The organism is Streptomyces hygroscopicus, from assembly GCF_026168105.1.
Classification (GTDB): Bacteria; Actinomycetota; Actinomycetes; order Streptomycetales; family Streptomycetaceae; genus Streptomyces; species Streptomyces hygroscopicus_D.
The window spans coordinates 17,527-39,932 of the sequence record NZ_LBMW01000032.1 but is presented as its reverse complement, the minus strand read 5'-3'; the positions used below and the strand labels follow the sequence as shown (position 1 = coordinate 39,932).

24 protein-coding genes and 1 riboswitch are annotated in these 22,406 nt (G+C 71.5%); of the genes, 14 read left to right on the top strand and 10 right to left on the bottom strand.

Features of this window, described 5'->3' with window-relative positions:
- The first annotated feature begins 102 nt into the window (after positions 1-102).
- Together AAW14_RS26750 and AAW14_RS26745 are read left to right on the top strand one after the other, a co-directional pair.
- Positions 103-1,056: an ROK family glucokinase gene (locus AAW14_RS26750; protein WP_265566503.1), complete on the top strand. Its 954-nt coding sequence runs from the start codon at positions 103-105 to the stop codon at positions 1,054-1,056.
- Positions 1,057-1,173: 117 nt separating this feature from the next.
- Positions 1,174-1,929 (top strand): endonuclease/exonuclease/phosphatase family protein, encoded by a 756-nt coding sequence (locus tag AAW14_RS26745; RefSeq protein ID WP_265566502.1) that lies wholly within the window; start codon positions 1,174-1,176, stop codon positions 1,927-1,929.
- 6 nt (positions 1,930-1,935) lie between these two features.
- Here AAW14_RS26745 and AAW14_RS26740 read toward each other — a convergent pair whose 3' ends face one another.
- Both AAW14_RS26740 and AAW14_RS26735 read right to left on the bottom strand, forming a co-directional pair.
- Positions 1,936-2,505 (bottom strand): hypothetical protein, encoded by a 570-nt coding sequence (locus tag AAW14_RS26740; protein WP_265566501.1) that lies wholly within the window; start codon positions 2,503-2,505, stop codon positions 1,936-1,938.
- A complete protein-coding gene (locus tag AAW14_RS26735) occupies positions 2,498-3,277 on the bottom strand; it encodes an alpha/beta hydrolase (protein ID WP_265566500.1) in 780 nt (259 codons plus the stop codon). Before AAW14_RS26735 ends, AAW14_RS26740 begins: the two co-directional genes overlap by 8 nt.
- A 163-nt stretch (positions 3,278-3,440) precedes the next feature.
- Between AAW14_RS26735 and AAW14_RS26730 the strand changes: the two genes are divergently transcribed.
- The 4 genes from AAW14_RS26730 to AAW14_RS26715 all read left to right on the top strand — a co-directional run bounded on the left by AAW14_RS26730 (position 3,441) and on the right by AAW14_RS26715 (position 7,410).
- A complete protein-coding gene (locus tag AAW14_RS26730; RefSeq protein ID WP_265566499.1) occupies positions 3,441-4,193 on the top strand; it encodes a lysophospholipid acyltransferase family protein in 753 nt (250 codons plus the stop codon).
- Positions 4,194-4,250: 57 nt separating this feature from the next.
- Positions 4,251-5,486, top strand: a complete 1,236-nt coding sequence (macS, locus tag AAW14_RS26725; RefSeq protein ID WP_265566498.1) for a MacS family sensor histidine kinase — start codon at positions 4,251-4,253, stop codon at positions 5,484-5,486.
- 97 nt (positions 5,487-5,583) lie between these two features.
- Positions 5,584-6,231, top strand: coding sequence for a response regulator (locus AAW14_RS26720; protein WP_416223382.1), 648 nt, complete (start codon positions 5,584-5,586; stop codon positions 6,229-6,231).
- Positions 6,232-6,381: 150 nt separating this feature from the next.
- Positions 6,382-7,410: a 6-phosphofructokinase gene (locus AAW14_RS26715; protein WP_265566496.1), complete on the top strand. Its 1,029-nt coding sequence runs from the start codon at positions 6,382-6,384 to the stop codon at positions 7,408-7,410.
- A gap of 250 nt (positions 7,411-7,660) precedes the next feature.
- Here AAW14_RS26715 and AAW14_RS26710 read toward each other — a convergent pair whose 3' ends face one another.
- Together AAW14_RS26710 and AAW14_RS39865 are read right to left on the bottom strand one after the other, a co-directional pair.
- Positions 7,661-9,577 (bottom strand): anthranilate synthase family protein, encoded by a 1,917-nt coding sequence (locus tag AAW14_RS26710; RefSeq protein WP_265566495.1) that lies wholly within the window; start codon positions 9,575-9,577, stop codon positions 7,661-7,663.
- A 109-nt stretch (positions 9,578-9,686) separates the two neighbouring features.
- The gene (locus AAW14_RS39865; RefSeq protein WP_416223381.1) at positions 9,687-9,749 is read right to left on the bottom strand and encodes a trp operon leader peptide; all 63 of its coding nucleotides are present in this window, start codon (positions 9,747-9,749) and stop codon (positions 9,687-9,689) included.
- A 100-nt stretch (positions 9,750-9,849) separates the two neighbouring features.
- On the opposite strand from AAW14_RS39865, the gene AAW14_RS26705 reads away from it, so the two are divergent.
- Positions 9,850-11,202 carry a class II 3-deoxy-7-phosphoheptulonate synthase gene (locus tag AAW14_RS26705; RefSeq protein ID WP_265566494.1) on the top strand — a complete coding sequence of 451 codons (1,353 nt, stop codon included), beginning with the start codon at positions 9,850-9,852 and terminating at the stop codon, positions 11,200-11,202.
- A gap of 139 nt (positions 11,203-11,341) precedes the next feature.
- A complete protein-coding gene (locus AAW14_RS26700) occupies positions 11,342-11,599 on the top strand; it encodes a (2Fe-2S)-binding protein (protein WP_265566493.1) in 258 nt (85 codons plus the stop codon).
- A 50-nt stretch (positions 11,600-11,649) separates the two neighbouring features.
- Here AAW14_RS26700 and bfr read toward each other — a convergent pair whose 3' ends face one another.
- Positions 11,650-12,129: a bacterioferritin gene (gene bfr / locus AAW14_RS26695; protein ID WP_265566492.1), complete on the bottom strand. Its 480-nt coding sequence runs from the start codon at positions 12,127-12,129 to the stop codon at positions 11,650-11,652.
- A gap of 152 nt (positions 12,130-12,281) precedes the next feature.
- On the opposite strand from bfr, the gene AAW14_RS26690 reads away from it, so the two are divergent.
- Positions 12,282-12,914, top strand: a complete 633-nt coding sequence (locus AAW14_RS26690) for a sulfite oxidase-like oxidoreductase (protein WP_265566491.1) — start codon at positions 12,282-12,284, stop codon at positions 12,912-12,914.
- 35 nt (positions 12,915-12,949) lie between these two features.
- On the opposite strand, the gene AAW14_RS26685 is transcribed toward AAW14_RS26690, so the two are convergent.
- The 5 genes from AAW14_RS26685 to thiO form a co-directional block, all read right to left on the bottom strand.
- Complete coding sequence (locus AAW14_RS26685; RefSeq protein ID WP_265566490.1) at positions 12,950-13,831, bottom strand: deoxyribonuclease IV; 882 nt, start codon at positions 13,829-13,831, stop codon at positions 12,950-12,952.
- Positions 13,832-13,990: 159 nt separating this feature from the next.
- Positions 13,991-15,901, bottom strand: a complete 1,911-nt coding sequence (gene pknB / locus AAW14_RS26680; RefSeq protein ID WP_265566489.1) for a Stk1 family PASTA domain-containing Ser/Thr kinase — start codon at positions 15,899-15,901, stop codon at positions 13,991-13,993.
- 112 nt (positions 15,902-16,013) lie between these two features.
- Positions 16,014-16,808: a thiazole synthase gene (locus tag AAW14_RS26675; RefSeq protein ID WP_265566488.1), complete on the bottom strand. Its 795-nt coding sequence runs from the start codon at positions 16,806-16,808 to the stop codon at positions 16,014-16,016.
- Between the two features lie 3 nt (positions 16,809-16,811).
- A complete protein-coding gene (gene thiS, locus AAW14_RS26670) occupies positions 16,812-17,012 on the bottom strand; it encodes a sulfur carrier protein ThiS (protein ID WP_265566487.1) in 201 nt (66 codons plus the stop codon).
- Positions 17,009-18,175, bottom strand: a complete 1,167-nt coding sequence (thiO, locus tag AAW14_RS26665; protein ID WP_265566486.1) for a glycine oxidase ThiO — start codon at positions 18,173-18,175, stop codon at positions 17,009-17,011. The genes thiS and thiO overlap by 4 nt, the downstream gene beginning before the upstream one ends.
- Positions 18,174-18,285: riboswitch (TPP riboswitch) on the bottom strand. Its footprint overlaps the gene before it by 2 nt.
- 52 nt (positions 18,286-18,337) lie before the next feature.
- Between thiO and AAW14_RS26660 the strand changes: the two genes are divergently transcribed.
- The 5 genes from AAW14_RS26660 to metF all read left to right on the top strand — a co-directional run bounded on the left by AAW14_RS26660 (position 18,338) and on the right by metF (position 22,392).
- Positions 18,338-18,688, top strand: coding sequence for a hypothetical protein (locus AAW14_RS26660; protein WP_265566485.1), 351 nt, complete (start codon positions 18,338-18,340; stop codon positions 18,686-18,688).
- Between the two features lie 32 nt (positions 18,689-18,720).
- The gene (locus tag AAW14_RS26655) at positions 18,721-19,947 is read left to right on the top strand and encodes an NAD(P)/FAD-dependent oxidoreductase (protein WP_265566484.1); all 1,227 of its coding nucleotides are present in this window, start codon (positions 18,721-18,723) and stop codon (positions 19,945-19,947) included.
- A gap of 222 nt (positions 19,948-20,169) precedes the next feature.
- A complete protein-coding gene (locus AAW14_RS26650; RefSeq protein ID WP_265566483.1) occupies positions 20,170-20,535 on the top strand; it encodes an Rv2175c family DNA-binding protein in 366 nt (121 codons plus the stop codon).
- A gap of 108 nt (positions 20,536-20,643) precedes the next feature.
- Positions 20,644-21,294 (top strand): thiamine phosphate synthase, encoded by a 651-nt coding sequence (thiE, locus tag AAW14_RS26645; RefSeq protein WP_265566482.1) that lies wholly within the window; start codon positions 20,644-20,646, stop codon positions 21,292-21,294.
- A 174-nt stretch (positions 21,295-21,468) separates the two neighbouring features.
- Positions 21,469-22,392, top strand: coding sequence for a methylenetetrahydrofolate reductase [NAD(P)H] (metF, locus tag AAW14_RS26640; RefSeq protein WP_265566481.1), 924 nt, complete (start codon positions 21,469-21,471; stop codon positions 22,390-22,392).
- Positions 22,393-22,406: the final 14 nt, after the last annotated feature.

Genomic DNA, 22,406 nt, shown 5'->3' with positions numbered 1-22,406 from the left:
CGGGGTGCCGGGCCTCCCGGTGCCTCAGGGAGGCGCCCGACGCCCCCGAGTTCCCTCGGGTACGGTTGGCCGTAGCGGGGCTCGACCGAAACTGAGGGATTCATGGGACTCACCATCGGCGTCGACATCGGTGGCACGAAGATTGCGGCCGGTGTGGTCGACGAGGAAGGCAACATCCTGTCGATCCACACGGTGCCGACTCCGGGCACGCCCGAGGCCATCGTGGACGCCATTGCCGCAGCCGTCGAGGGCGCTCGTGCCGGGCATGAGATCGTCGGCGTCGGGATCGGCGCCGCCGGATACGTCAACCGCCAGCGCTCCACGGTCTACTTCGCGCCGAACATCGACTGGCGCCAGGAGCCGCTGAAGGAGAAGGTCGAGGCCCGTGTGGGCCTCCCGGTGGTCGTCGAGAACGACGCGAACGCTGCCGCATGGGGCGAGTACAAGTTCGGTGCGGGCAAGGGCCACCGCAACGTCATCTGCATCACGCTCGGCACCGGCCTCGGCGGCGGGATCATCATCGGCAACAAGCTCCGTCGCGGCCACTTCGGCGTGGCCGCCGAGTTCGGCCACATCCGGATGGTGCCGGACGGGCTGCTGTGCGGCTGCGGCTCACAGGGCTGCTGGGAGCAGTACGCCTCCGGCCGCGCCCTCGTCCGGTACGCCAAGCAGCGCGCCAACGCCACCCCCGAGAACGCCGAGGTCCTGCTCTCGCTCGGCGACGGCACCCCCGAGGGCATCGAGGGAAAGCACATCTCCATGGCGGCCCGCCAGGGCGACCCGGTGGCCGTCGACTCCTACCGTGAACTCGCCCGCTGGGCCGGCGCCGGCCTCGCCGACCTCGCCTCGCTCTTCGACCCCTCCGCCTTCATCGTCGGCGGCGGGCTGTCGGACGAGGGCGAGCTGGTCCTCGACCCGATCCGCAAGTCGTACAAGCGCTGGCTGGTGGGCGGCAACTGGCGCCCGGTCGCCGATGTCATCGCCGCCCAGCTGGGCAACAAGGCGGGCCTGGTCGGTGCCGCGGACCTGGCCCGGGAGCCCGACCCGATCATGTGATCGCCCCCTTCGTCGCACGGAAGCGCCCGCCGTATCCCGAACCGGGACGGCGGGCGCCGCCGTGTCCGGCGCAGGCGGCGCGGGGCGCACCGGACGCCCCGGCGTATCTTGATCCGCATGGCGACGACCATCACGCTGCCCAACTCCCGGACGGAATCCGACGGTTCGGCCGTCATCCGGGTCCTCGGCTACAACATCCGCTCGATGCGTGACGACACCGACGCGCTCGCCCGGGTGATCCGTGCCTGCGCGCCGGACCTGGTGCTCGTGCAGGAGGCCCCCCGCTTCTTCCGCTGGCGCAAGAAGCTCGCCCGGCTCGCGGCGGCCTCCGGTCTGGTGGTCCTCTCGGGTGGCGCCACGGCCGCCGGCCCGGCCCTGCTGTGCTCGTTGCGTGCCACGGTCGAGCGCACCGAGGACGTGCTGCTGCCCTTGACCCCGGGACAGCACCGGCGGGGCTTCGCGACGGCGGTCGTGCGGTTCGGCCGCGCCCGGTTCGGCGTCCTCAGCTGTCATCTGAGTCTGCGGGGGGACGAGCGGTACGAGCAGGGCGGCATGCTCCTCGACCGGCTCGCCGGAATGGACGTGCCGTACGCCGTCGCGGGCGGCGACCTCAACGAACGCCCGGACGGTCCCGCCTTCGAGCGCCTGGCCGGTGCCCTCCAGGACGGCTGGGCCACCGCACCCTGGGGAGCGGAGTACACCTGGCAGTCCGGCGACCCCTACCAGCGCATCGACGCGATCTTCGCCAGCCGGGGCATCGAGGTCCTCGGCTGCGGTGTCCCGCTCGGCCACCGCGGGGTGACCCGGAGCGACCTGAGGGCGGCCACGGACCACCTTCCGGTGCTGGCCGCCCTCAGAGTTCCCGCGTCGTAGCGCCGGTCAGACCACTGCGCCCCGCCCGGGATCGCCGTCGTCCTCGTCGTCCGTCTTCATTCGGGCCACCAGCGTGACGAAGCCGCCCAGGAAGCCCCCGACGCCGAGCGTGGTGAGCCACCACGTCATGTCCCAGCCCAGCAGCACGGCGAGGAGGATCAGGATCGGGCCGCCGACCACCCCGAGCCAGGCGAACTTCGCCGTCGTGTCGGTCGCGGGCAGCGGCGGGGGCTCCGGGGGGATGAAGTGGCCCTCGTCGTCCTCGTCGAAGTCGTCCTCGGAGGGCTCCGGAGCCGCGTGGTCACGGGGGCCGACCCCGGGCGCGAAGGAGACCGAGCTGCCCAGCGGCTTGGCCGGCTCGCTCCTCGGTCTGCCGTCCTTGCCGTCCTTGCCGTCGTTCGGCTCGAACTCCGGAAGCGCCAGGTCCTCGACCGACTTGAACGGCTTGCTTCCCGGCGGGTCCGGCGGCTCCGCGCCGTAGCCCGCGACGATCGCCGCCCAGGCGGCCTCCTCGTCGAACGGCACGCCCTTCTCGTCCGGCTCGCGGTCCTCGCGGTCGGAGTCGTGCTCAGCCACCTGCGGCCGTCCCTTCCTTGCCGACACTGGGCGCGAGCCGGCCGATGAACGTGTGGCTCTCCTCGAAGATCCGGTTCGCATCGTGGTCCAACGTCGCCACGTGGTAACTCTGTTCCAGCAGGATCTCCGTCACATCCGTGGAGGAGACACGGCTGAGGATCCGGGCCGAGTCGGCCGGGGGCACCACATGGTCCTGGGGGCTGCGCAGGAGCAGCAGCGGCTGGGTGACCTGCGGCAGTTCGCCGTCGACCAGCCGGAAGAAGTTCCGCAGGGAGTGCGCCGCGTGCAGCGGCACCCTGTCGTATCCCAGTTCCGTGCTGCCCTCCTTGGCGATGTCGCTGGCGATCCCGTTCGTCGTACGGACGAGGTGGCGGGCGACCGGGAGGGCGTACGCGGACAGGCCGTGCACCTTGTTGGCCGGGTTGACGACCACGACGCCCTTCACCGCGTCGCCGTGCTTGGCGGCGAGCCGCAGGGCCAGGGCGCCGCCCATGGACAGGCCGGCCACGAAGACCTGGGCGCAGCCCTCGCGCAGGACGCGCAGCTCGCGGTCCACCTCCGCGTACCAGTCCGCCCAGCCGGTGAGCTGCATGTCCTCCCAGCGTGTGCCGTGTCCGGGCAGCAGCGGCAGCGAGACGGTGAGGCCGCGCTCGGCGAGGTACTCCGCCCAGGGGCGCAGCGACTGCGGGGAACCGGTGAAGCCGTGACAGAGGAGGACGCCGACCTCCCCGCCGTCGTGGCGGTACGGCTCGGCTCCAGGCAGGACCGGCACGTTCGGTCTCCTGTTCATGAAAAGGGGCTGGGCACGTCGATTGCAGGTACTTCACCGTACGCGACGGCACTGACACCGACCAGGGTCGTCGGGGTCTTTGCCCAAGGGCCGGGTTAAGGTCTGTTCGACAGACACAGGAGGCACTCGGTTGTTGTACGGCGCGATGAAGGTATCCATCGGGGGGCCGCTGAAGCTCGCCTTCAGGCCGTGGGTGGAAGGCCTCGAGAACGTTCCCGCCGAGGGCCCCGCAATCCTGGCGAGCAATCATCTGTCCTTCTCGGACTCGTTCTTCCTGCCCGTGGTCCTCGACCGCAAGGTGACCTTCATCGCGAAGGCCGAGTACTTCACGACACCCGGGGTGAAGGGGCGGCTGACCGCGGCCTTCTTCAAGGGCGTCGGCCAGCTCCCCGTGGACCGTTCGGGTGCGCGCGGCGCCGGCGAGGCGGCCATCAAGAGCGGTATCGAGGTCCTCGAGCGCGGTGAGCTGTTCGGCATCTATCCGGAGGGGACCCGCTCGCCCGACGGCCGCCTCTACCGGGGCAAGCCCGGCGGCCTCGCGCGCGTGGCGCTGGCCACCGGTGCGCCCGTCATCCCCGTCGCCATGATCGACACCGAGAAGATCCAGCCGCCCGGGAAGATCATTCCCAAGCTGATGCGTCCGGGCATCCGCATCGGCAAGCCGCTGGACTTCACCCGCTACCAGGGCATGGAGCACGACCGTTTCGTGTTGCGCGCAGTGACCGACGAGGTCATGTACGAAATCATGAAGCTCTCCGGCCAGGAGTACGTCGACATGTACGCGACCGCCGCCAAGCGGCAGATCGCGGAGGCGGCGAAGGCGGAGAAGCAGGCGCAGAAGGAAGCCGGACAGGCGCAGAAGGACGCGGAGAAGGCAGCGGCGAAGGACGCCGAGTAGCGAGCAGCAGCGGCGCCTTTCCAGGGCGCCGTCCGTACGCTCGGGGGGTGGGGGGACATGGCCAAGCGCGAGCGGGTCGTCAGGATGTCGGTCGAGCAGCCGCTGTGGCGTGCGCTGAGCGCGTACCGCGTGCTGACGATGCTGTACGCCATCGGTCTCTTCGCGACCGCCTACGACAGATTCGCCCGGCCTTGGGTGGCCGTCGCGTACTACGCCGTGCTGTGCGTATGGACCCTGGCCACCCTCCCCAAGGTGGCGAACGCGGCGAGCTGCACCAAGCGCTTCCTGGCCGTCGACCTCACCCTCGCGCTCACCGGAATCCTGCTCACCCTCCTCGCCGACGCGCACGAGCGGATCGTCGCGGGCGGCCCCACCCTGCCGTCGATATGGACCGCCGGATCCGTCCTCGCGTACGCCATCAAGGGCGGCTGGCGCTGGGCGGGCTTCGCCTCCACGACGGTCGCCGCTGTGAACCTGTTCGAACGCGGCGCCCCGGCCCGTGACACCGTCCACAACGTGGTCCTCGTCTGGGTCGCCTCCATCGCGATCGGGTACGTCGTCGAGGTCGCCCGTGCCTCCGAGCGCACCCTCGCCCGCGCCCTGGAGATCGAGGCCGCGACCCGGGAGCGGGAGCGGCTGGCCCGGGACATCCACGACAGCGTGCTCCAGGTGCTCGCCATGGTGCAGCGCCGCGGCTCCGCGCTCGGCGGGGAGGCCGCGCAGCTGGGCCGGCTCGCCGGTGAGCAAGAGGTCGCGCTGCGCACCCTGGTCTCGGGCGGCCTGGTGCCGCCCTCGCGGGTGTCGGGGGACGCGACGCTCGGCGCGGTCGTCCGCGCGGTCGACGAGCCGGACCCCGAGGAGGGCCCGCTCGACCTGCGCTCCCTGCTCGCCCCGTACGCCGGTGCCCGGGTGACGCTCTCCGGGCCCGGCGCTCCCGTGCCGGTCGCGCCGGCCGCCGCACGGGAACTCGCCGCCGCCGTCGGTGCCGCCCTGGACAACGTCCGCAGGCACGCCGGGGACGGGGCCCGCGCCTGGATCCTGGTCGAGGACGAGCCGGACGGGATCGTCGTGACCGTCCGGGACGACGGGCCCGGGATCCCGGAGGGGCGGCTCGCCCAGGCCGAGGGCGAGGGGCGGCTGGGGGTGGCCCAGTCGATCCGCGGCCGGCTGCGCGACCTCGGCGGCACGGCCGAGCTGATCTCGGTCCCGGGGCAGGGCACGGAAGTGGAACTGACGGTACCGAAGGACATCAAGGACCCGAGGGCCTCACGGGGGAAGGCGGAGAAGCGATGACGGACGCGACCCGGGCCACGGGCCCGGCGGCCTCGGCGGGAGCGGAGGGGTGATGACTGCGGAGACCACCGGGACACCGCAGGCCCCGATCAAGGTCATGGTGGTCGACGACCACCCCATGTGGCGGGACGCCGTCGCCCGCGACCTGACCGAGTCCGGCTTCGACGTGGTCGCCACCGCGGGCGACGGCGAGCAGGCGGTGCGACGCGCGCGGGCCGCCGCACCCGACGTCCTCGTCCTGGACCTGAACCTGCCCAGGATGCCCGGCGTGCAGGTCTGCAAGGAACTCGTCGGTGCCGACTCGGCGCTGCGGGTCCTCGTGCTGTCGGCCAGCGGTGAGCACGCGGACGTGCTGGAAGCGGTGAAGTCGGGCGCGACGGGCTATCTGCTGAAGTCGGCGTCCACTCAGGAGCTGATCGACGCCGTGCGCCGTACGGCGGTCGGCGACCCCGTGTTCACGCCCGGGCTCGCCGGCCTCGTCCTCGGCGAGTACCGTCGCCTCGCCTCCGAACCGGCCCCCGCACCGGGCAACGACGAGCCGAGGACCCCGCGGCTGACCGACCGCGAGACCGAGGTGCTCCGCCTGGTGGCCAAGGGCCTGAGCTACAAGCAGATCGCCGAGCGCCTGGTCATCTCGCATCGCACGGTGCAGAACCACGTCCAGAACACCCTGGGCAAGCTCCAGCTGCACAACAGGGTGGAACTCGTGCGGTACGCGATCGAGCGGGGACTCGACGGCGAGTGAACCGTTGTCGCCGCTTACCGCTTTCGAGTGGATTCACGCTGATCAACTAACCGACATTTCACCGGAATTGACCTTCCCCGCCATGCCGGAGTGATGCGGGTCACCATTAGCGTGACCCGCATCAGGCAACCGCGGCGAAGGGACATTTCCATGCGGGTCGGAGTACTGACCGGAGGCGGCGACTGCCCCGGGCTCAACGCCGTCATCCGGGGCATCGTCCGCAAGGGCGTGCAGGAGTACGGCTACGACTTCGTCGGCTTCCGGGACGGCTGGCGGGGACCCCTCGAAGGCGACACGGTCCGCCTCGACATTCCCGCCGTGCGCGGCATCCTGCCCCGCGGCGGCACGATCCTCGGCTCCTCGCGCACCAATCCGCTCAAGCAGGAGAACGGCATCCGCCGTATCAAGGACAACCTCGCCAAGGAGGAGGTCGACGCACTCGTCGCGATCGGCGGAGAGGACACCCTGGGAGTCGCGGCGCGCCTGGCCGACGAGTACGGCGTCCGGGTCGTCGGCGTCCCGAAGACCATCGACAACGACCTCTCCGCGACGGACTACACCTTCGGCTTCGACACCGCCGTCAACATCGCGACCGAGGCCATCGACCGCCTGCACACGACGGCGGAGTCGCACATGCGCGTCCTCGTCGTCGAGGTGATGGGCCGTCACGCGGGCTGGATCGCGATCCACTCGGGGCTGGCCGGCGGGGCGAACGTCATCCTCATCCCCGAGCAGCGCTTCGACGTCGACCAGGTGTGTGCATGGGTGACGTCCCGCTTCAAGGCGTCGTACGCGCCGATCGTGGTCGTCGCCGAGGGGGCGATGCCGAAGGACGGCGACATGGTCCTGAAGGACGGGTCGCGGGACTCGTTCGGGCACGTCCGTCTCTCGGGCGTCGGCGAGTGGCTGGCGAAGCAGATCGAGAGCCGGACGGGCAAGGAGGCCCGTACGACCGTGCTCGGGCACGTCCAGCGCGGCGGCACGCCCAGCGCCTTCGACCGCTGGCTCGCCACCCGCTTCGGCCTGCACGCCATCGAGGCGGTCCGCGACGGCGACTTCGGCAAGATGGTCGCCCTGCGCGGGACGGACGTCGTCCGTGTCCCGATCTCGGAGGCCACGGCCAAGCTGAAGACGGTCGACCCGAAGCTCTACGAAGAGGTCGGCGTCTTCTTCGGCTGACGCCCTGCCCGCCCCTGTCCCCTGGGCGCCGGCCCATCGCTCCGGCGCACGAACCGCCTGACACACCGGGGCCGCCGGGCCGGCGGGCCGGCGCCCCCGGCGGTCGCGCCCGGTCCGCCGGTCCGCGGGCCTGTCTGCGCTCGGGCCGTTGCCGGTCCGTCGGTCTCCGGGTGCCGTCGGTCGGCCGGCTCGACCGGCGTGGCGGGTCGTCCGCGCCACGGTGCACGACGTCCTCGGCCACATGGCCGGGCTACATGGCCGGGCGCCGCTCCGGGAGCGTGCTCGTGCCGACCGCGGCCAGCTGACCCAGGAGCTCCCGCACCACCGCCGCGCCGCCCACCGACAGCACCGACTCCGGGTGGAACTGCACGCCCGCGAACCCGGGCCCGCGCAGCGCGTGCACCTCGCCGCTCGCGCTGCGGCCGACCTCGACACCGTGCGCCGCCAGCTCGGCCGCCGCCTCGTCGTCGCACCGCGCCACGAAGCTGTTGTAGAAGCCGACCGTCTCCCGCCGTCCGAACAGGTCGATCTCCGTCTGCGCGCCCTGGTACGGAACCTCCTTCCGTACGATCTCCAGGCCCAGCTCGGCCGCGATCAGCTCATGGCCCAGACAGACCCCCAGCACCCCGTGCCGGTGCCCCCGGACGACCTCCGCCGTCAGCCCCCGCAGGAACCGCATCTTGGGATCGGTCACGTCCGACGGGTCGCCCGGTCCCGGGCCGAGGACCACCGGGCCCTCATGTGCGAGCACCGCCTCCCGCAGCCCCGGCTCGTCGTACCGCCGTACCGTCACCTCGAGACCCGACGACCGCAGGACGTGCGCGAGCATCGCCGTGAAGGTGTCCTCGCCGTCGACGACGAACGCGCGCCCGGTGAGGGCACTGGAGTCGGAGGCCCGCTCCTGCATCCGCAGCCAGAACGGCGCGAGCCGGGCCCGCCGCCCGTCGAGCGCCGCCTGCACCCGGGGGTCGTCCGCCAGCCGCGGCCCTACCCGCTCCTCGCGGGGCCGCGCCGGACGCACGCCCAGCGCCGCCAGCACCCCGGCCGCCTTGGCATGCGTCTCCGCCACCTCGGCCGCCGGGTCGGAGCCGCGGACCAGCGTGGCCCCGACCGGCACCCGCAGCCGTCCGTCCGCGTCGATGTCGGCGGTCCGGATGAGGATGGGGGAGTCGAGGGTCCCCATGCCCGGCGACCCTTCAGACCTGTCACCCGCGCACCGCCCGAGCAGCGCGAGCGCGCCCGCGTAGTAGCCACGGCCGCCGACTTCGTGCCGCTCGATCACCCGGCACGCGTTCTGCACGGGCGAGCCCGTGACGGTCGCCGCGAACATGGTCTCCCGCAGCACCTCGCGCACGTCGAGCGTGGACTTCCCGCGCAGCTCGTACTCCGTGTGCGCGAGATGCGCCATCTCCTTCAGCCGCGGTCCGACGACTACCCCGCCCATGTCGCCGACCGTGCACATCATCTTGAGCTCCTCGTCCACGACCATCGACAGCTCCTCGATCTCCTTGCCGTCGGCGAGGAAGGCGAGCAGGTCCTCGGGGGTCGGGCCACCGGCGGGATAGCGATAGGTCCCGCTGATGGGGTTCATCACGACGGTGCCGCCTGACATGCGTACATGCACCTCGGGGCTGGCTCCCACCAGCGTCCGCCCGCCCGTGTGCACCAGGAAGGTCCAGTACGCGCCCCGCTCACCGATCAGCAGCCGGCGGAACAGCGCGAGGGCGTCGGCCCGGCCGAACCCCGGGATCGCCCCCTCGTAGGTGCGCCGGATCACGAAGTTCGCGCCCTCGCCGCGTCCGATCTCCTCGCGCAGCACCCGCCCGACGATCCCGGCGTACTCCTCGTCGGAGATGTCGAAGCCGCCGCCCTCGACCCGGACCTCGTGCTCCGGCAGCTGCGCCAGGGCCCGGTCCAGGGGGATCTCGTACGACTCCTCGGGGCGCAGGGCGAGCAGGGGCGTGCCGTCGTCGCGCACGTCGAAGCCGCGCTCGCGGATCTGGCGGTACGGGACGAGGGCCAGCCCCTCGTCGGGGAGGTCGGCCAGGCGCTCACAGGGAGCGACCGGGCCGATCAGCACCTCGACGGTGTCGTGATCGCGCCCGGGCGTACGGCGCCGCAGCAGGGCGAACGGACGGGGATCGTCCAGCAGGTCGAGCAGGTTCATGGGGCGGGTTCCTTCTCTGCGGATCATCTGCGGGAGAGGAACGGCCCGGTCGCACAAACGCCGAAGGCCGCCCCTCGGGCGGCCTTCGCGAAGTTCTGGGTACGCGCAGTCAGTGGGCCGCCGGACGAGCGGTCCACCACCAGTTCTGGTGCAGGGTCGATTGCGCGAACATGCCACGCACCTTACACGAGCCCTGTCCACGGAGGGGACGGATCGTCTCATCTGTCGAGCGCGTCCGATGAGCAGCGGACACGACCCCGTAATGTTTAGGGGTGACCGTGAACGCTAAGACCAGCGCGAGCGCTGGCAACACCTGGCGAGACCTGCCCGCGGCGCAGCAGCCCGAGTACCCCGACCTTGAGGCTCTGCGCGCAGTGATCGCGGACCTCGAGTCGTATCCGCCGCTCGTCTTCGCGGGCGAGTGCGACCAGCTGCGCGCCCGGATGGGAGCCGTCGCCAGGGGCGAGGCGTTCCTGCTCCAGGGCGGCGACTGCGCGGAGGCCTTCGACGGGGTGTCCGCCGACCACATCCGCAACAAGCTCAAGACCCTGCTCCAGATGGGCGCCGTGCTCACGTACGCCGCCTCGGTACCGGTCGTGAAGGTCGGCCGCATCGCCGGCCAGTACTCCAAGCCGCGCTCCAAGCCCACCGAGACCCGCGACGGCGTGACCCTGCCGACCTACCGCGGCGACTCCGTCAACGGCTTCGACTTCACCGAGAAGGCCCGCGTCCCGGACCCCGAGCGCCTGAAGCGGATGTACAACGCGTCCGCCTCGACGCTCAACCTGGTGCGCGCCTTCACCACCGGCGGCTACGCCGACCTGCGCCAGGTGCACGCCTGGAACCAGGACTTCGTGAAGTCGTCCCCGTCCGGGCAGCGCTACGAGCAGCTGGCGCGGGAGATCGACAACGCGCTGAACTTCATGCATGCCTGCGGGGCGGACCCGGAGGAGTTCAAGACCGTCGAGTTCTACGCCTCCCACGAGGCGCTGCTGCTCGACTACGAGTCCGCGCTGACCAGGGTCGACTCGCGCACCGGACAGCTGTACGACGTGTCCGGGCACATGGTGTGGATCGGTGAGCGCACCCGCCAGCTGGACGGCGCGCACATCGAGTTCGCCTCGAGGATCCGCAACCCGATCGGCATCAAGCTCGGCCCGACGACGACGGCCGAGGAGGCGCTCCAGTACATCGAGCGCCTCGACCCGGAGCGCGAGCCGGGCCGGCTGACCTTCATCGTCCGCATGGGCGCCGACAAGATCCGCGACAAGCTCCCCGAGCTGGTGGAGAAGGTCACGGCGTCGGGCGCGGCGGTGGCCTGGGTGACCGACCCGATGCACGGCAACACCTTCGAGGCGGCCTCCGGGCACAAGACGCGCCGCTTCGACGACGTGCTGGACGAGGTCAAGGGCTTCTTCGAGGTCCACAAGGCGCTCGGCACGCACCCCGGCGGCATCCATGTGGAGCTGACCGGCGACGACGTCACCGAGTGCGTGGGCGGCGGCGACGAGATCTTCGTCGACGATCTGCACCAGCGCTACGAGACGGCGTGCGACCCGCGTCTGAACCGCAGCCAGTCCCTCGACCTGGCGTTCCTGGTCGCCGAGATGTACCGGGACCAGTAGTCGTCACGGCCCGGCGGCCGAAGTGGGGCGCGGATCACATTCGGTCCGCGCCCCTTTTGTGGATCCGGCGCGGCCGGTAAGGTTAGGTTTGCCTCACCGATCAACGGGATGGCATGGACACCAGCGATTCCGTCGGGAGGTGAACCGCGTGTACGTCTGCAGTTGCTTCGGGATCACCGAGCGGCAGGTCGAGCAGCATGCGGAGAACGGCGCCTGCACCCCCCGGCAGATCGCGTCGGCCTGCAAGGCGGGCACGGACTGCGGCTCGTGCGTGCGGCGGATCCAGGCGCTGCTCGGTCGTGGCGCATGTCCCCGCCGTGAGCTCGCGAACCAGGGGAAGCCGATGCTCGCCGCCGCCGACACCTTGGAAGCCGACACCCTGGAAGAGGCCGCCTAGCCCTCGCCCGGCTCAGCCCGGTCCTGGCGCGTCCCCGGCCCGGCTCCCGCCTAGCTCTCCGGCTGCTCGATGATCTGCGAGATGTAGAGCGCCTCGCCGAGCTTGTCCACCAGATCGAGCTGGGTGTCCAGGTAGTCGATGTGGTGCTCCTCGTCCGCCAGGATCGTCTCGAAGATGTTCGCGGACGTGATGTCGCCCTTCTCCCGCATGACCTTGATCCCGCGCTTGAGCCGGTCGATCGCCTCGACCTCGATCTGTCGGTCGGCCTCGAACATCTCCTTGACGGTCTGTCCCACCCGCACATGGAAGAGCCGCTGGTAGTTCGGCAGCCCCTCGAGGAAGAGGATCCGGTCGGTGAGCACCTCGGCGTGCTTCATCTCGTCGAACGACTCGTGCCGCGTGTACTTGGCGAGCTTGTACCAGCCGAGGTTCTCCTGCATCTTCGCGTGCAGGAAGTACTGGTTGATCGCGGTCAGCTCGCCGGTGAGCTGTTCGTTGAGGAATTCGATGACCTCGGGGTCGCCCTGCATGGCGCGGGCTCCTTCCAGGCGGGGACTGGCGGGTTGCGCGCATGATTGCATCGGCACCGAGAGGCGTCCAGTAAGTTCACGCTTAGTGTGAGTTGCCCGATTCGTTCCCCGACTGGTCATGTGCACCCTCCGCGGTCTGTCAGGATGGATACATGGGTCATCCGGTGGAGCGCGAATCTGGAGAAGCAGCACGGGTCGAGCTTCCGCCGGGACAGCGACTGCAGCGGGGCTGGCCGGTCACGCACTACGGTCCCGTTCCGAAGTTCCGCCCCGAACGCTGGGAGTTCAGGGTCTTCGGCGCCACCGCGGACGGTGAGAAGCACTGCTGGAACCACGAAGAGTTCACCGCCCTGCCGTATGCGACCGTCGTGGCCGATCTGCACTGCGTCACCAAGTTCAGCATGCTCGGAGCCGAGTGGGGCGGTGTCCCGGCGCGTACGATCCTGGAGATCGCCCCGCCCGCGCCCACGGTCACCCATGTCATGGTCTGGGCCGAGTACGGGTTCAGCTCGAACCTGCGCCTCGCCGACTTCGCCTCCGACCGCACCATCTTCGCCACCCACAAGGACGGCGAACTGCTCACCGCGGAGCACGGCTTTCCGCTGCGCCTGATCGTCCCGCACCTGTACGCCTGGAAGGGCCCCAAGTGGGTCCGCGGCGTCGAGTACATGACGGCCGACCGCCGTGGCTTCTGGGAGGAGCGCGGGTACCACAACATCGGCGACCCGTGGAAGGAACAGCGCTACTCCTACCAGGAGGAAGCCGGGGACGGTCCCGAGCTCTGACCCCCGGCCCGCGGGTGCGCGGGTGAGTCCGCCGGTCAGCCGTCCCGCAGTCTCTTCAGCCGCGCCACATCCGCCGCGTGCCCCTCCTTGCCGCCGGGCGTCTCGATGACCAGAGGGACGCCCGCGGTGGCCGGGTGTGTCATCAGCGCACGGAACGGGTCCTCGCCGATGTGGCCGGAGCCGATGTTCGCGTGGCGGTCCCGGTGGGCGCCGACCACGTCCTTGGAGTCGTTCGCGTGGATCAGCCCGAGCCGCCCCTCGCCGACGGTGTCCACCAGCAGGTCGAGGGTCTGGTGCATGCCGTCAGGCCCGGTCAGATCGTGCCCGGCGGCGAAGACATGACAGGTGTCGAGGCAGACGCCGAGCTTGGGGTGCGCGTCCAGGGCCTCGAAGTACGGTCCGAAGTCCCAGGTGCGCGAGCACAGGGACGCGCCCTGGCCCGCGGTCGACTCCAGCAGCAAACAGGGGTCTTCGTCGTGTGTCAGCTCGTCCAGGAGCGGCAGCATGTACTCACGTACCTGCTTCAGAGCCACGGCCCGCTCCCGGCCGCCGGTCGCACTGCCGGTGTGCACGACGACGCCGAGCGCGCCGATCTCGCGGCCCCGGCGCAGTGAGTGCCGCAGGGACTCCACGGACCTCTCGACGGTCGCCTCGGTGTGCGAACCGAAGTTGATCAGATACGGGGCGTGGACATACACCGGGATGAACTCGGCGGCGCACACGGTCCGGAATGCCTCGTCCTGCCGCGGATTGCCGGCGGGCGTCGCCCAGCCGCGCGGATTGGCGACGAAGACCTGCACGGTCTCGGCCCCGAGGTCGCGTGCGTAGGACAGCCCGACGGAGTGCAGACCACCGGCCACCGGAACGTGGCCGCCGACGGGATTGCGGGAGGGGAAGGGGAAAGGCGTTCGGCTCATGTCACGTCCAGCATGCCAGGCCCGTCGGCCCTCTCCCTCGAGGCCTACCGCACCTGCACACCCGCCTACCGCCCCTGCACACCCCCGCGGCCTTTCCGGGCTGCGGATTCCGGCGGTCCTTCCGGGCCCCGGGTCTCCTGCGGTTCTTGCGGGCCGTCACTACCGGATGGTGATCGTGATCGTGGACCCCTTCGGTGCCTTCCGGCCGCCCTTCACCGACTGGCTCTTCACCGTGTCGCCGAACAGGCCCAGCAGTCCCCGGTCCTCCTCGACCTGGAAGCCCGCGGCCTGGAGCGTCTTCTTCGCGTCGTCGACGCTGTCGCCGGTCACATCCGGTACCTCGACCATCTCACGGCCCTTGGAGATCGTCAGCGTGACCGTGTCGCCCGTGCCGGCCTGCAGGCCCGCGCCCGGCGACTGCCGGGCGACCTTCCCGGCGTCGAACTCCGAGGTGACCTGGGTGTCGGCGATCTTCACCCGAAGGCCCGCGCCCTGCAACTGAGCCGTCGCCTCGTCGATGGAGGCGCCGGTGACGTCGGGTACGTCCACCGGCGCGCCCCTGCTGACGCTGAGCGCGATCGCCGAACCGCCGTGGCGCTGGGTGCCGGCGACCGGGTCCGTGCCGATCACCTGCCCCTTGGGCACGTCCTCGCTGAACGCGTCCGTGACCATGCCGGCGACCAGGCCGTTCCTCTTCAGCCGGTTCCGTGCCTCGTTCAGCGGCAAGCCCTTCAGATCGGGCACCGCCACCGTCTCGGGGCCGTCGGAGAGAGTCAGTGTCACCGAGTCGTTGGAGCGTATCCGCGTGCCCGCCGCCGGGTCGGTGCTGATCACGGTGCCGCGCAGCACAGTGTCGCTGTAGGCGTGCTTGACCTGCCTGACCTCGAGCCCGGCCTTCCTCAGCCGCGTCCGCGCCTGGGCCTCGGTCTTCGCCAGCACCGGCGGGACCTTGGTGAACTGCCCGGAGTTTATGTACCAGACGCCCGCGCCGACGCCGAACACCACCAGCACGGCGAGGACCAGCGCCAGCAGTCCGCGCCGGGGACGCGCGGAGCGCCGAGGGGGCTCGGGCGCCGGGCTCTCGAGCCGGCTCGTCCGGTTGAGCACGGCCTCGTCCTCGTTGACCGGGTTCACCGGCAGCAGACGCGGTATCACGCTCGTCCGGTCCTCGGCGTTGTGGTGCTCCGAGGCGATGGCCCCCGGCGGTACGGCGTCCAGCTGCTCGGCGGTGAGCGCGCCGCGTGCCTCCAGCACCTGGCCGAGCAGCGCCACCGCGTTGTGCGGGCGCAGCTCGGGGTTGCGCGCGGTCGCCGACGCGACCAGTTCGTCCAGGTCCACGGGCAGCCCCGGCACGGCGGCCGACGGGGGCGGCACGTCCTCGTTCAGGTGCTGGTAGAGCACCTGGGCGGGGGACTCGCCCTGGTGCGGCTTGGCCCCGGTGAGCATCTCGTAGAGGACGACCCCGCACGCGTACACGTCGACCCGGGTGTCGGCGGTGCCGTTCTCGATCTGCTCCGGGGCGAGGTAGGAGACCGTGCCGAGGACGGCGCCCGTCGTGTTCGTGACGGTGTCCACCGCCCGCACCAGACCGAAGTCGGCCACCTTGACCCGGCCGTCGTCCCCTATCAGGACGTTCTCCGGTTTCATGTCCCGGTGCACGAACCCGGCACGGTGTGCGGCGCCCAGGGCGGCCAGCACCGGCTCGAGGATGTCGAAGGCGGCGCGCGGCTGCAGCGCGCCGCGCTCGCGCAGCACGTCGCGCAGGGTGCACCCGGCGACGTACTCCATGGCGAGGTAGACGTACGACCCGTCGGTGCCCTGGTCGAAGACCTGCACCACGTTCGGGTGGGCGAGGCGCGCCACCGACTTGGCCTCGCGGATGAAGCGCTCGACGAACGACGCGTCGGCGGCCAGCGTCGGGTGCATCACCTTGAGCGCGAGCACTCGGTCCAGCCGGGTGTCCACGGCCCGGTAGACCGTGGCCATCCCGCCGACCGCGACGCGCGCGTCGACGCGGTAGCGGCCGTCGAGCACCTGCCCGACGAGAGGGTCCTGAAGGGTCGTATCCACGCAGGTGAGTCTACGAGGGCACACTGTCGGCCCCGGCCGTTCCGTCGATTCCGGGGCACGACTGCAGCCGAGCTGTGACGCATACCGCAGGCGCGCGGCGCCCGGGAGGGCCTCAGAAGGCCGGCCGCTCGGGGTCCAGGTGAGCCATGCCCTCGGCGGGAGAGGACGCCTCCGCGAAGTGCCGGCGCGGAATGCGCCCCGCTCGATGGGCCAGCCGCCCCGCCTCCACCGCGTGCCGCATGGCGTCGGCCATCAGCACCGGCTCCTGCGCCCGGGTCACCGCCGAGGCGAGCATCACACCCGCGCACCCCAGCTCCATCGCCAGCGCCGCGTCCGACGCCGTACCCGCCCCCGCGTCCAGAATGACCGGCACGCGCGCGTGCTCCACGATCAGCTGGAAGTTGTGCGGGTTGCGGATCCCCAGCCCGGAGCCGATCGGGGAGCCGAGCGGCATGATCGCGGCGCAGCCGACGTCCTCCAGCTTGCGGGCGAGGACGGGGTCGTCGTTCGTGTACGGCAGCACGGTGAAGCCGTCGTCGACCAGTGTCTCGGCCGCGTCCAGCAGTTCGATCGGGTCGGGCAGCAGGGTGCGCTCGTCGGCGATGACCTCCAGTTTGACGAGGTCCGTTTCGAGCGCCTCGCGCGCGAGGCGGGCGGTGAGCACGGCCTCCCCCGCGGTGAAGCAGCCCGCTGTGTTCGGCAGGACCCGGATGCCCAGCTTGTCGAGCACGGACAGGACGGACCCGTGCGCCGAGGCGTCGACGCGTCGCATCGCGACCGTCGTCAGCTCCGTGCCGGATGCGACCAGCGCCCGCTCCAGCACCTCGAGGCTGGGTGCCCCGCCGGTCCCCATGATCAGCCGGGACGAGAAGGTCGTACCACCGAGGACGAAGGGATCGTCGGCCATGGGTCAGCCTCCTTGGACTGCGGTGAGGATCTCGACGCGATCCCCCTCGGACAGGCGCGTGGACGGCCACTGCGCGCGCGGGACGACGGTTTCGTTGAGGGCGGCGGCCACGCCCGAGGGGGCCGCGGTGAGGGTCCGCACCACCGCGTCGAGCGCGATGCCCGAAGCGAACTGGCGGGGCTCCCCGTTGACCGAGATGTTCATGCGGGCTGCTCCGTGAGTTCGGCGGCGGTGAAGCGCCGGGGGGTGAAGGGGCGGGCCTCGTCCGGGAGCTCCCCGGTCGTCAGGGCGTGCGCCATGACGTCCCCGGTGACCGGGGTGAGCAGGACGCCGTTGCGGTAGTGCCCCGTGGCCAGCAGCAGACCGTCCAGCTGTGCCGGGCCGAGCAGCGGCGCGTTGTCCGGGGAGCCCGGCCGCAGTCCCGCGCGGGTCTCGGTGAGCGGCAGCTCGGTGATCCCGGGGACCAGCTCGTGCGCGTCCCGCAGCAGCTCGTAGACGCCGCCCGCGGTGACCGTCGTGTCCCAGCCGAGCTCCTCGCTGGTCGCGCCGACGACGAGTTCGCCGCTCTCGCGCGGCACCAGATAGACCTGGCTGCCGCGGACGACGGCCCGCACGGTGCGGCTCAGGAACGGCGCGTACCGCTTCGGCACGGTCAGCCGCAGCACCTGCCCCTTCACGGGGCGCACGGGCGGCAGGACCTCCCTCGGGAGGCCCCCGAGACGGCCGCTGAGGCTGCCCGCGGCGAGGACGACCTGCCCGGCGGCGAGACCGGTGCCGTCGGCGGTCGTGACCCCGGCGGCCCGCTCCCGCACCACCGTCAGCCGCTCCGCCCACTGCCGGTGGAAGACCACTCCGGCGCGTTCGCAGGCCGTCATCAGGGCCCCGACGAGACGGCGCGGGTCGATCTGATGGTCGGCGTCGACCCTGAGCCCCCCACGCACGCCCGGCGCGAGCATCGGCTCCAGGCGGCGGCACTCGCGCCCGCTCAGCCACTCCGACGCGAGGCCCGACCGCTGCTGCAGGGCGTGCAGCTCACGCAGATGGGCGCGGTCGTCGGCGTCGAGCGCCACGGCGAGCGTGCCGCACCGGCGGTAGCCGAGATCCCGGCCCGTGGCCCCGGTCAGCTCGGCGACGAAGTCCGGATAGCGGCGGGCGGACTCCAGGTTGAGGGCGAGCAGCGTCTGCTCGCCGTAGTGCAGTTCGGTGACGGCTGCGAGCATCCCGGCGGCCACCTGGGCCGCTCCGCCGCCCGGCTCGGGATCCACCACGCTGGTGGCGAACCCGCGCTGCGCCGCCCGCCAGGCGGTCACGAGCCCGATGATCCCGCCCCCGACGACGAGGACGTCTGACGTGGATGTAGACGACATGGGCGTCCAGCCCCCTCCCTTCGCCGGCATGACCCGGATCAGGTTCGTACGGTCGGAGGCCGCCAGCCTCCCTCTCAGCCCGGTGCGCCCGGGCTCCCGCGAGTGCTTGTACGTTGGCCACCCTAGCCCGTGCCGTTTGCGTCAGTAAGGGAGCCTGCGTTCATGGCCCGCTCGCTCGACGGTCTGGTCCTCGCCCCCGTCACGGACCAGGCCGCAGGTCAGGTCGGTACCCGCACCCGGTTCACGTACCACGAGGAGGACGGCGAGATCTGGGCCGAGTACGCGGGCGGCGACGTGGTGCGCGGCCGTCTGGTGGGTACGCGGCAGGGTGACGGTCTCGACTTCCGGTACGTGCAGCTCAAGCGCGACGGGACCACGTCGTCCGGGCACTGTGTCTCGCGCGTCGTGGAGCTTCCCGACGGGCGGGTGCGCCTGGAGGAGACGTGGGAGTGGGAGTCGCAGCCGGGCAGCGGGACGAGCGTTGTGGAGCAGGTCACTCAGCACGCCCCCTGACTGACAAATTGTCAGTTGTCTATGGTGATCAGGTGAGCGAGCAGACGCAGGCACGGAGCGATTCGGCACGGCGCGCCGTCGTCGTGGGCGCGGGCATGGCCGGGGTGCAGACCGCGGTCGCCCTGCGGGAGCAGGGCTTCACCGGCAGCGTGACGCTGATCGGCGCGGAGCCGCACCAGCCGTACGACAGGCCGCCGCTGTCCAAGGCCGTGCTGCTGGGAAAGGCCGAGGGCTCCGCCTTCGACGTCGACTTCGAGTCCCTGGGGATCGAGCTGCGGCTGGGCTGCGAGGCGCTCGGGGTGCGGCCCGACGACCATGAACTGGACACGGTGGAGGGGCCCGTCCCCTACGACGCCCTGGTCCTCGCCACCGGTGCCGAACCGATCCGGCTGCCGGGCGCCGACGGCGTGCCCGGGGTGCATCTGCTGCGCACGCTGGACGACGCCGAGCGGCTGCGGCCGGTCCTCGCCCGGCAGCACGACATCGTGGTCGTGGGCGCGGGGTGGATCGGCGCCGAGTTCGCCACCGCGGCGCGCGAGGCAGGCTGCGCGGTGACGGTGGTGGAGGCCGCGGACCGGCCGCTCGCGGGGGCCCTGCCGGCGGAGGTGGCGGCGCCGATGGCGGGCTGGTACGCGGCCAGCGGGGCCGAACTGCGCACGAACGCGCGCGTGGAGCGCATCGAGCCGGGGGCCGTGGTGCTCGACGACGGCTCCCGGGTGCCCGCGGGCGCGGTGGTCGTGGGCATCGGGGCGCGTCCGGCGACCGCGTGGCTGGCCGGATCGGGCATCGCGCTGGGCCTCGACGGCGAGGTGCTGGCCGACGAGCACCTGCGCACGTCGGCGCCGGACGTGTACGCGGTGGGGGACTGCGCGTCCTTCCCGTCGGGGCGCTACGAGCAGCGCCTGCTGGTCCACCACTGGGACAACGCCCTCCAGGGTCCGCGCACGGTGGCCGCGAACATCATCGGGGAGACGCCGGTGGCGTACGACCCGGTGCCGTACTTCTGGTCGGAGCAGTTCGGCCGCTTCGTCCAGTACGTGGGTCATCACGCGTCCGCCGACACCACCGTGTGGCGCGGGGACCCGGAGGGCGCGGCATGGGCGGTGTGCTGGCTGCGCTCCGGCCGCCTGGTGGCCCTGCTGGCGGTGGGCCGCCCCCGGGACCTGGCCCAGGGCCGCCGCCTGATCGAATCGGGCACCCCCATGGACCCGGCACTCCTGTCGGATCCGTCCCGCCCGCTGAAGGAGGCCACGGCGTGAGGTGCTTCTCCGTCTCCGGGCGGTGCCGTACGGTCACGTCCCGTACGCCCCGCCGTGCCGCGGAAGCCTCCGGGCGCCGGCCCCCGCCTCGGCGGCAGGGCGTCCACCGCACCTGCGAAACACCCGCCGGGCCGGTTCCCTGTCCACCGCCGGAGGCAACCGGCACCCCGCCCGGAGGCGCCCCGCTTCCGACTGTCAGTCCGGGATGGCACGCTTAATCCTGTGACCGAGATTGACGCAAAGATCGATGCTCTCGTCCCTGCATGGCTCACCCTGCCCGACATCGCCGAAGCGCTCGGTGTCGAGGTGACGCGCGTCCGGCAGCTGGTCAAGGAGGGCCAGCTCATCGCCGTACGTCGTGGTGAGAACCGCGCGCTGCACGTTCCCGCCGCCTTCATCGACGGGGACAAGGTCGTCAAGGGCCTGTCCGGCACCCTGACGCTCCTGCGGGACGACGGCTTCACGGTCGAAGAGATGATCGAGTGGCTCTTCACCCCGGACCCCACCCTGCCCGGCACCCCCGCGCAGGCCCTCAGCGAGAATCGCGGCACGGAGGTGAAGCGCCGCGCGCAGGCGCTCGCCGTCTGATCCGATCCGAGAACAACCGCCCGGCGTACGGGCCGCGGTCCACGGGCCACGGCTCCGGCCGACCGCGCCCGCCGCGGCCCGTACGCCACCTACCCCGGGGAACCCACCGTGCCCGACACCGCCCGCTCCGCCCGGCTCGCGGATGCCCGCGTCTACCTCTGCACGGACGCCCGCAAGCGCCAGGGCGACCTCGCCGAGTTCCTCGACGCGGTCCTCGCGGGTGGCGTCGACATCGTCCAGCTGCGTGACAAGGACATGGAGGCCGCCGAGGAGCTGGAGCACCTCCAGGTCTTCGCCGACGCCTGCGCCCGCCACGGCAAGCTGCTCGCGGTGAACGACCGCGCGGACGTCGCCCACGCCGCCGCCAGTGACGTTCTGCATCTGGGCCAGGGAGACCTCCCTGTTCCCGCGGCCCGCGCCGTCCTCGGCGACGACGTCCTCATAGGGCGCTCCACGCACTCCGAGGCGGAGGCCGATGCCGCAGCCGTCCAGGAAGGCGTGGACTACTTCTGCACGGGTCCCTGCTGGCCCACCCCCACCAAGCCCGGCCGGCCGGCCCCCGGCCTCGGCCTGGTCCGCCACACCGCCGCCCTCGGCACCGACCGCCCCTGGTTCGCCATCGGCGGCATCGACCTGGGCAACCTGGACGAGGTCCTGGAGGCGGGCGCCCGCCGTGTGGTGGTCGTCCGCGCCATCACGGAGGCCGAGGACCCGGGCGCTGCGGCCGCCGAGTTCGCGAAGCGGCTGCGCACGGCCTAGCGCGAGGCAGGGCTCGGCTCAGCGCAGCGCGGGGCTCGGCTCAGCGCCACGCAGTGCTCTGCGCCGGGCACGAGTCGACGCCCCGGTGTCCGACAGGTGGACAACAAATCGACAATTCGGGCAAATTTCGTGCGTCCGGTTGGGCGACCGTCGACCCCTGGCTAACCTGCGACTATGGCCCTCGGAACCGCATCCACGAGGACTGATCGCGCGCGGACAGTGCGCGACATCCTCGCCACCGGCAAGACGACGTACTCGTTCGAGTTCTCGGCGCCGAAAACGCCCAAGGGCGAGCGGAACCTGTGGAGCGCGCTCCGGAGGGTCGAGGCGGTCGCCCCCGACTTCGTGTCCGTGACGTACGGCGCGGGCGGCTCCACCCGTGCGGGCACCGTCAAGGAGACCCAGCAGATCGTCGTGGACACCACGCTCACGCCGGTCGCCCATCTCACCGCGGTCAATCACTCCGTCGCCGAGCTGCGCAACATCATCGGCCAGTACGCCGACGCCGGCATCCGCAACATGCTCGCGGTCCGCGGAGACCCGCCCGGCGACCCCATGGCCGAGTGGGTCCGCCACCCCAAAGGCCTGACCTACGCCGCCGAACTCGTCCGGCTCATCAAGGAGTCGGGCGACTTCTGCGTGGGTGTCGCCGCCTTCCCGGAAATGCACCCGCGCTCCGACGACTGGGACACGGACGTCACGCATTTCGTCGACAAGTGCCGGGCCGGTGCCGATTACGCGATCACGCAGATGTTCTTCCAGCCGGAGTCGTATCTGCGGCTGCGCGACCGGGTCGCCGGCGCGGGCTGTGCGACCCCGGTCATCCCCGAGATCATGCCCGTGACCAGCGTGCGGATGCTGGAGCGGCTGCCGCAGCTCAGCAACGCCGTCATCCCCGACGGTCTGAGAGAGCGGATCCTCGCAGCGAAGGACGATCCGGCGGCTGTACGCTCGATCGGGATCGAGTTCGCCACCGAGTTCTGCGCGAGGCTGCTGGCCGAAGGAGTCCCCGGTCTGCACTTCATTACACTCAACAATTCCACGGCGACGCTGGAAATCTACGAAAACCTGGGTCTGCACCACCCGCAGCGGGCCTAGACCGGCCGCACTGC

What these genes read in the sequence shown, in the direction of transcription:
- AAW14_RS26750 (WP_265566503.1), top strand. Translation starts at nt 103, where the DNA reads ATGGGACTCACCATCGGCGTCGACATCGGTGGCACGAAGATTGCGGCC.
- AAW14_RS26745 (WP_265566502.1), top strand. Translation starts at nt 1,174, where the DNA reads ATGGCGACGACCATCACGCTGCCCAACTCCCGGACGGAATCCGACGGT.
- AAW14_RS26730 (WP_265566499.1), top strand. Translation starts at nt 3,441, where the DNA reads ATGAAGGTATCCATCGGGGGGCCGCTGAAGCTCGCCTTCAGGCCGTGG.
- macS (WP_265566498.1), top strand. Translation starts at nt 4,251, where the DNA reads ATGGCCAAGCGCGAGCGGGTCGTCAGGATGTCGGTCGAGCAGCCGCTG.
- AAW14_RS26720 (WP_416223382.1), top strand. Translation starts at nt 5,584, where the DNA reads ATGGTGGTCGACGACCACCCCATGTGGCGGGACGCCGTCGCCCGCGAC.
- AAW14_RS26715 (WP_265566496.1), top strand. Translation starts at nt 6,382, where the DNA reads ATGCGGGTCGGAGTACTGACCGGAGGCGGCGACTGCCCCGGGCTCAAC.
- AAW14_RS26710 (WP_265566495.1), bottom strand. Translation starts at nt 9,577, where the DNA reads ATGAACCTGCTCGACCTGCTGGACGATCCCCGTCCGTTCGCCCTGCTG.
- bfr (WP_265566492.1), bottom strand. Translation starts at nt 12,129, where the DNA reads ATGCAGGGCGACCCCGAGGTCATCGAATTCCTCAACGAACAGCTCACC.
- AAW14_RS26690 (WP_265566491.1), top strand. Translation starts at nt 12,282, where the DNA reads ATGGGTCATCCGGTGGAGCGCGAATCTGGAGAAGCAGCACGGGTCGAG.
- AAW14_RS26685 (WP_265566490.1), bottom strand. Translation starts at nt 13,831, where the DNA reads ATGAGCCGAACGCCTTTCCCCTTCCCCTCCCGCAATCCCGTCGGCGGC.
- AAW14_RS26675 (WP_265566488.1), bottom strand. Translation starts at nt 16,808, where the DNA reads ATGGCCGACGATCCCTTCGTCCTCGGTGGTACGACCTTCTCGTCCCGG.
- thiS (WP_265566487.1), bottom strand. Translation starts at nt 17,012, where the DNA reads ATGAACATCTCGGTCAACGGGGAGCCCCGCCAGTTCGCTTCGGGCATC.
- thiO (WP_265566486.1), bottom strand. Translation starts at nt 18,175, where the DNA reads ATGTCGTCTACATCCACGTCAGACGTCCTCGTCGTCGGGGGCGGGATC.
- AAW14_RS26660 (WP_265566485.1), top strand. Translation starts at nt 18,338, where the DNA reads ATGGCCCGCTCGCTCGACGGTCTGGTCCTCGCCCCCGTCACGGACCAG.
- metF (WP_265566481.1), top strand. Translation starts at nt 21,469, where the DNA reads ATGGCCCTCGGAACCGCATCCACGAGGACTGATCGCGCGCGGACAGTG.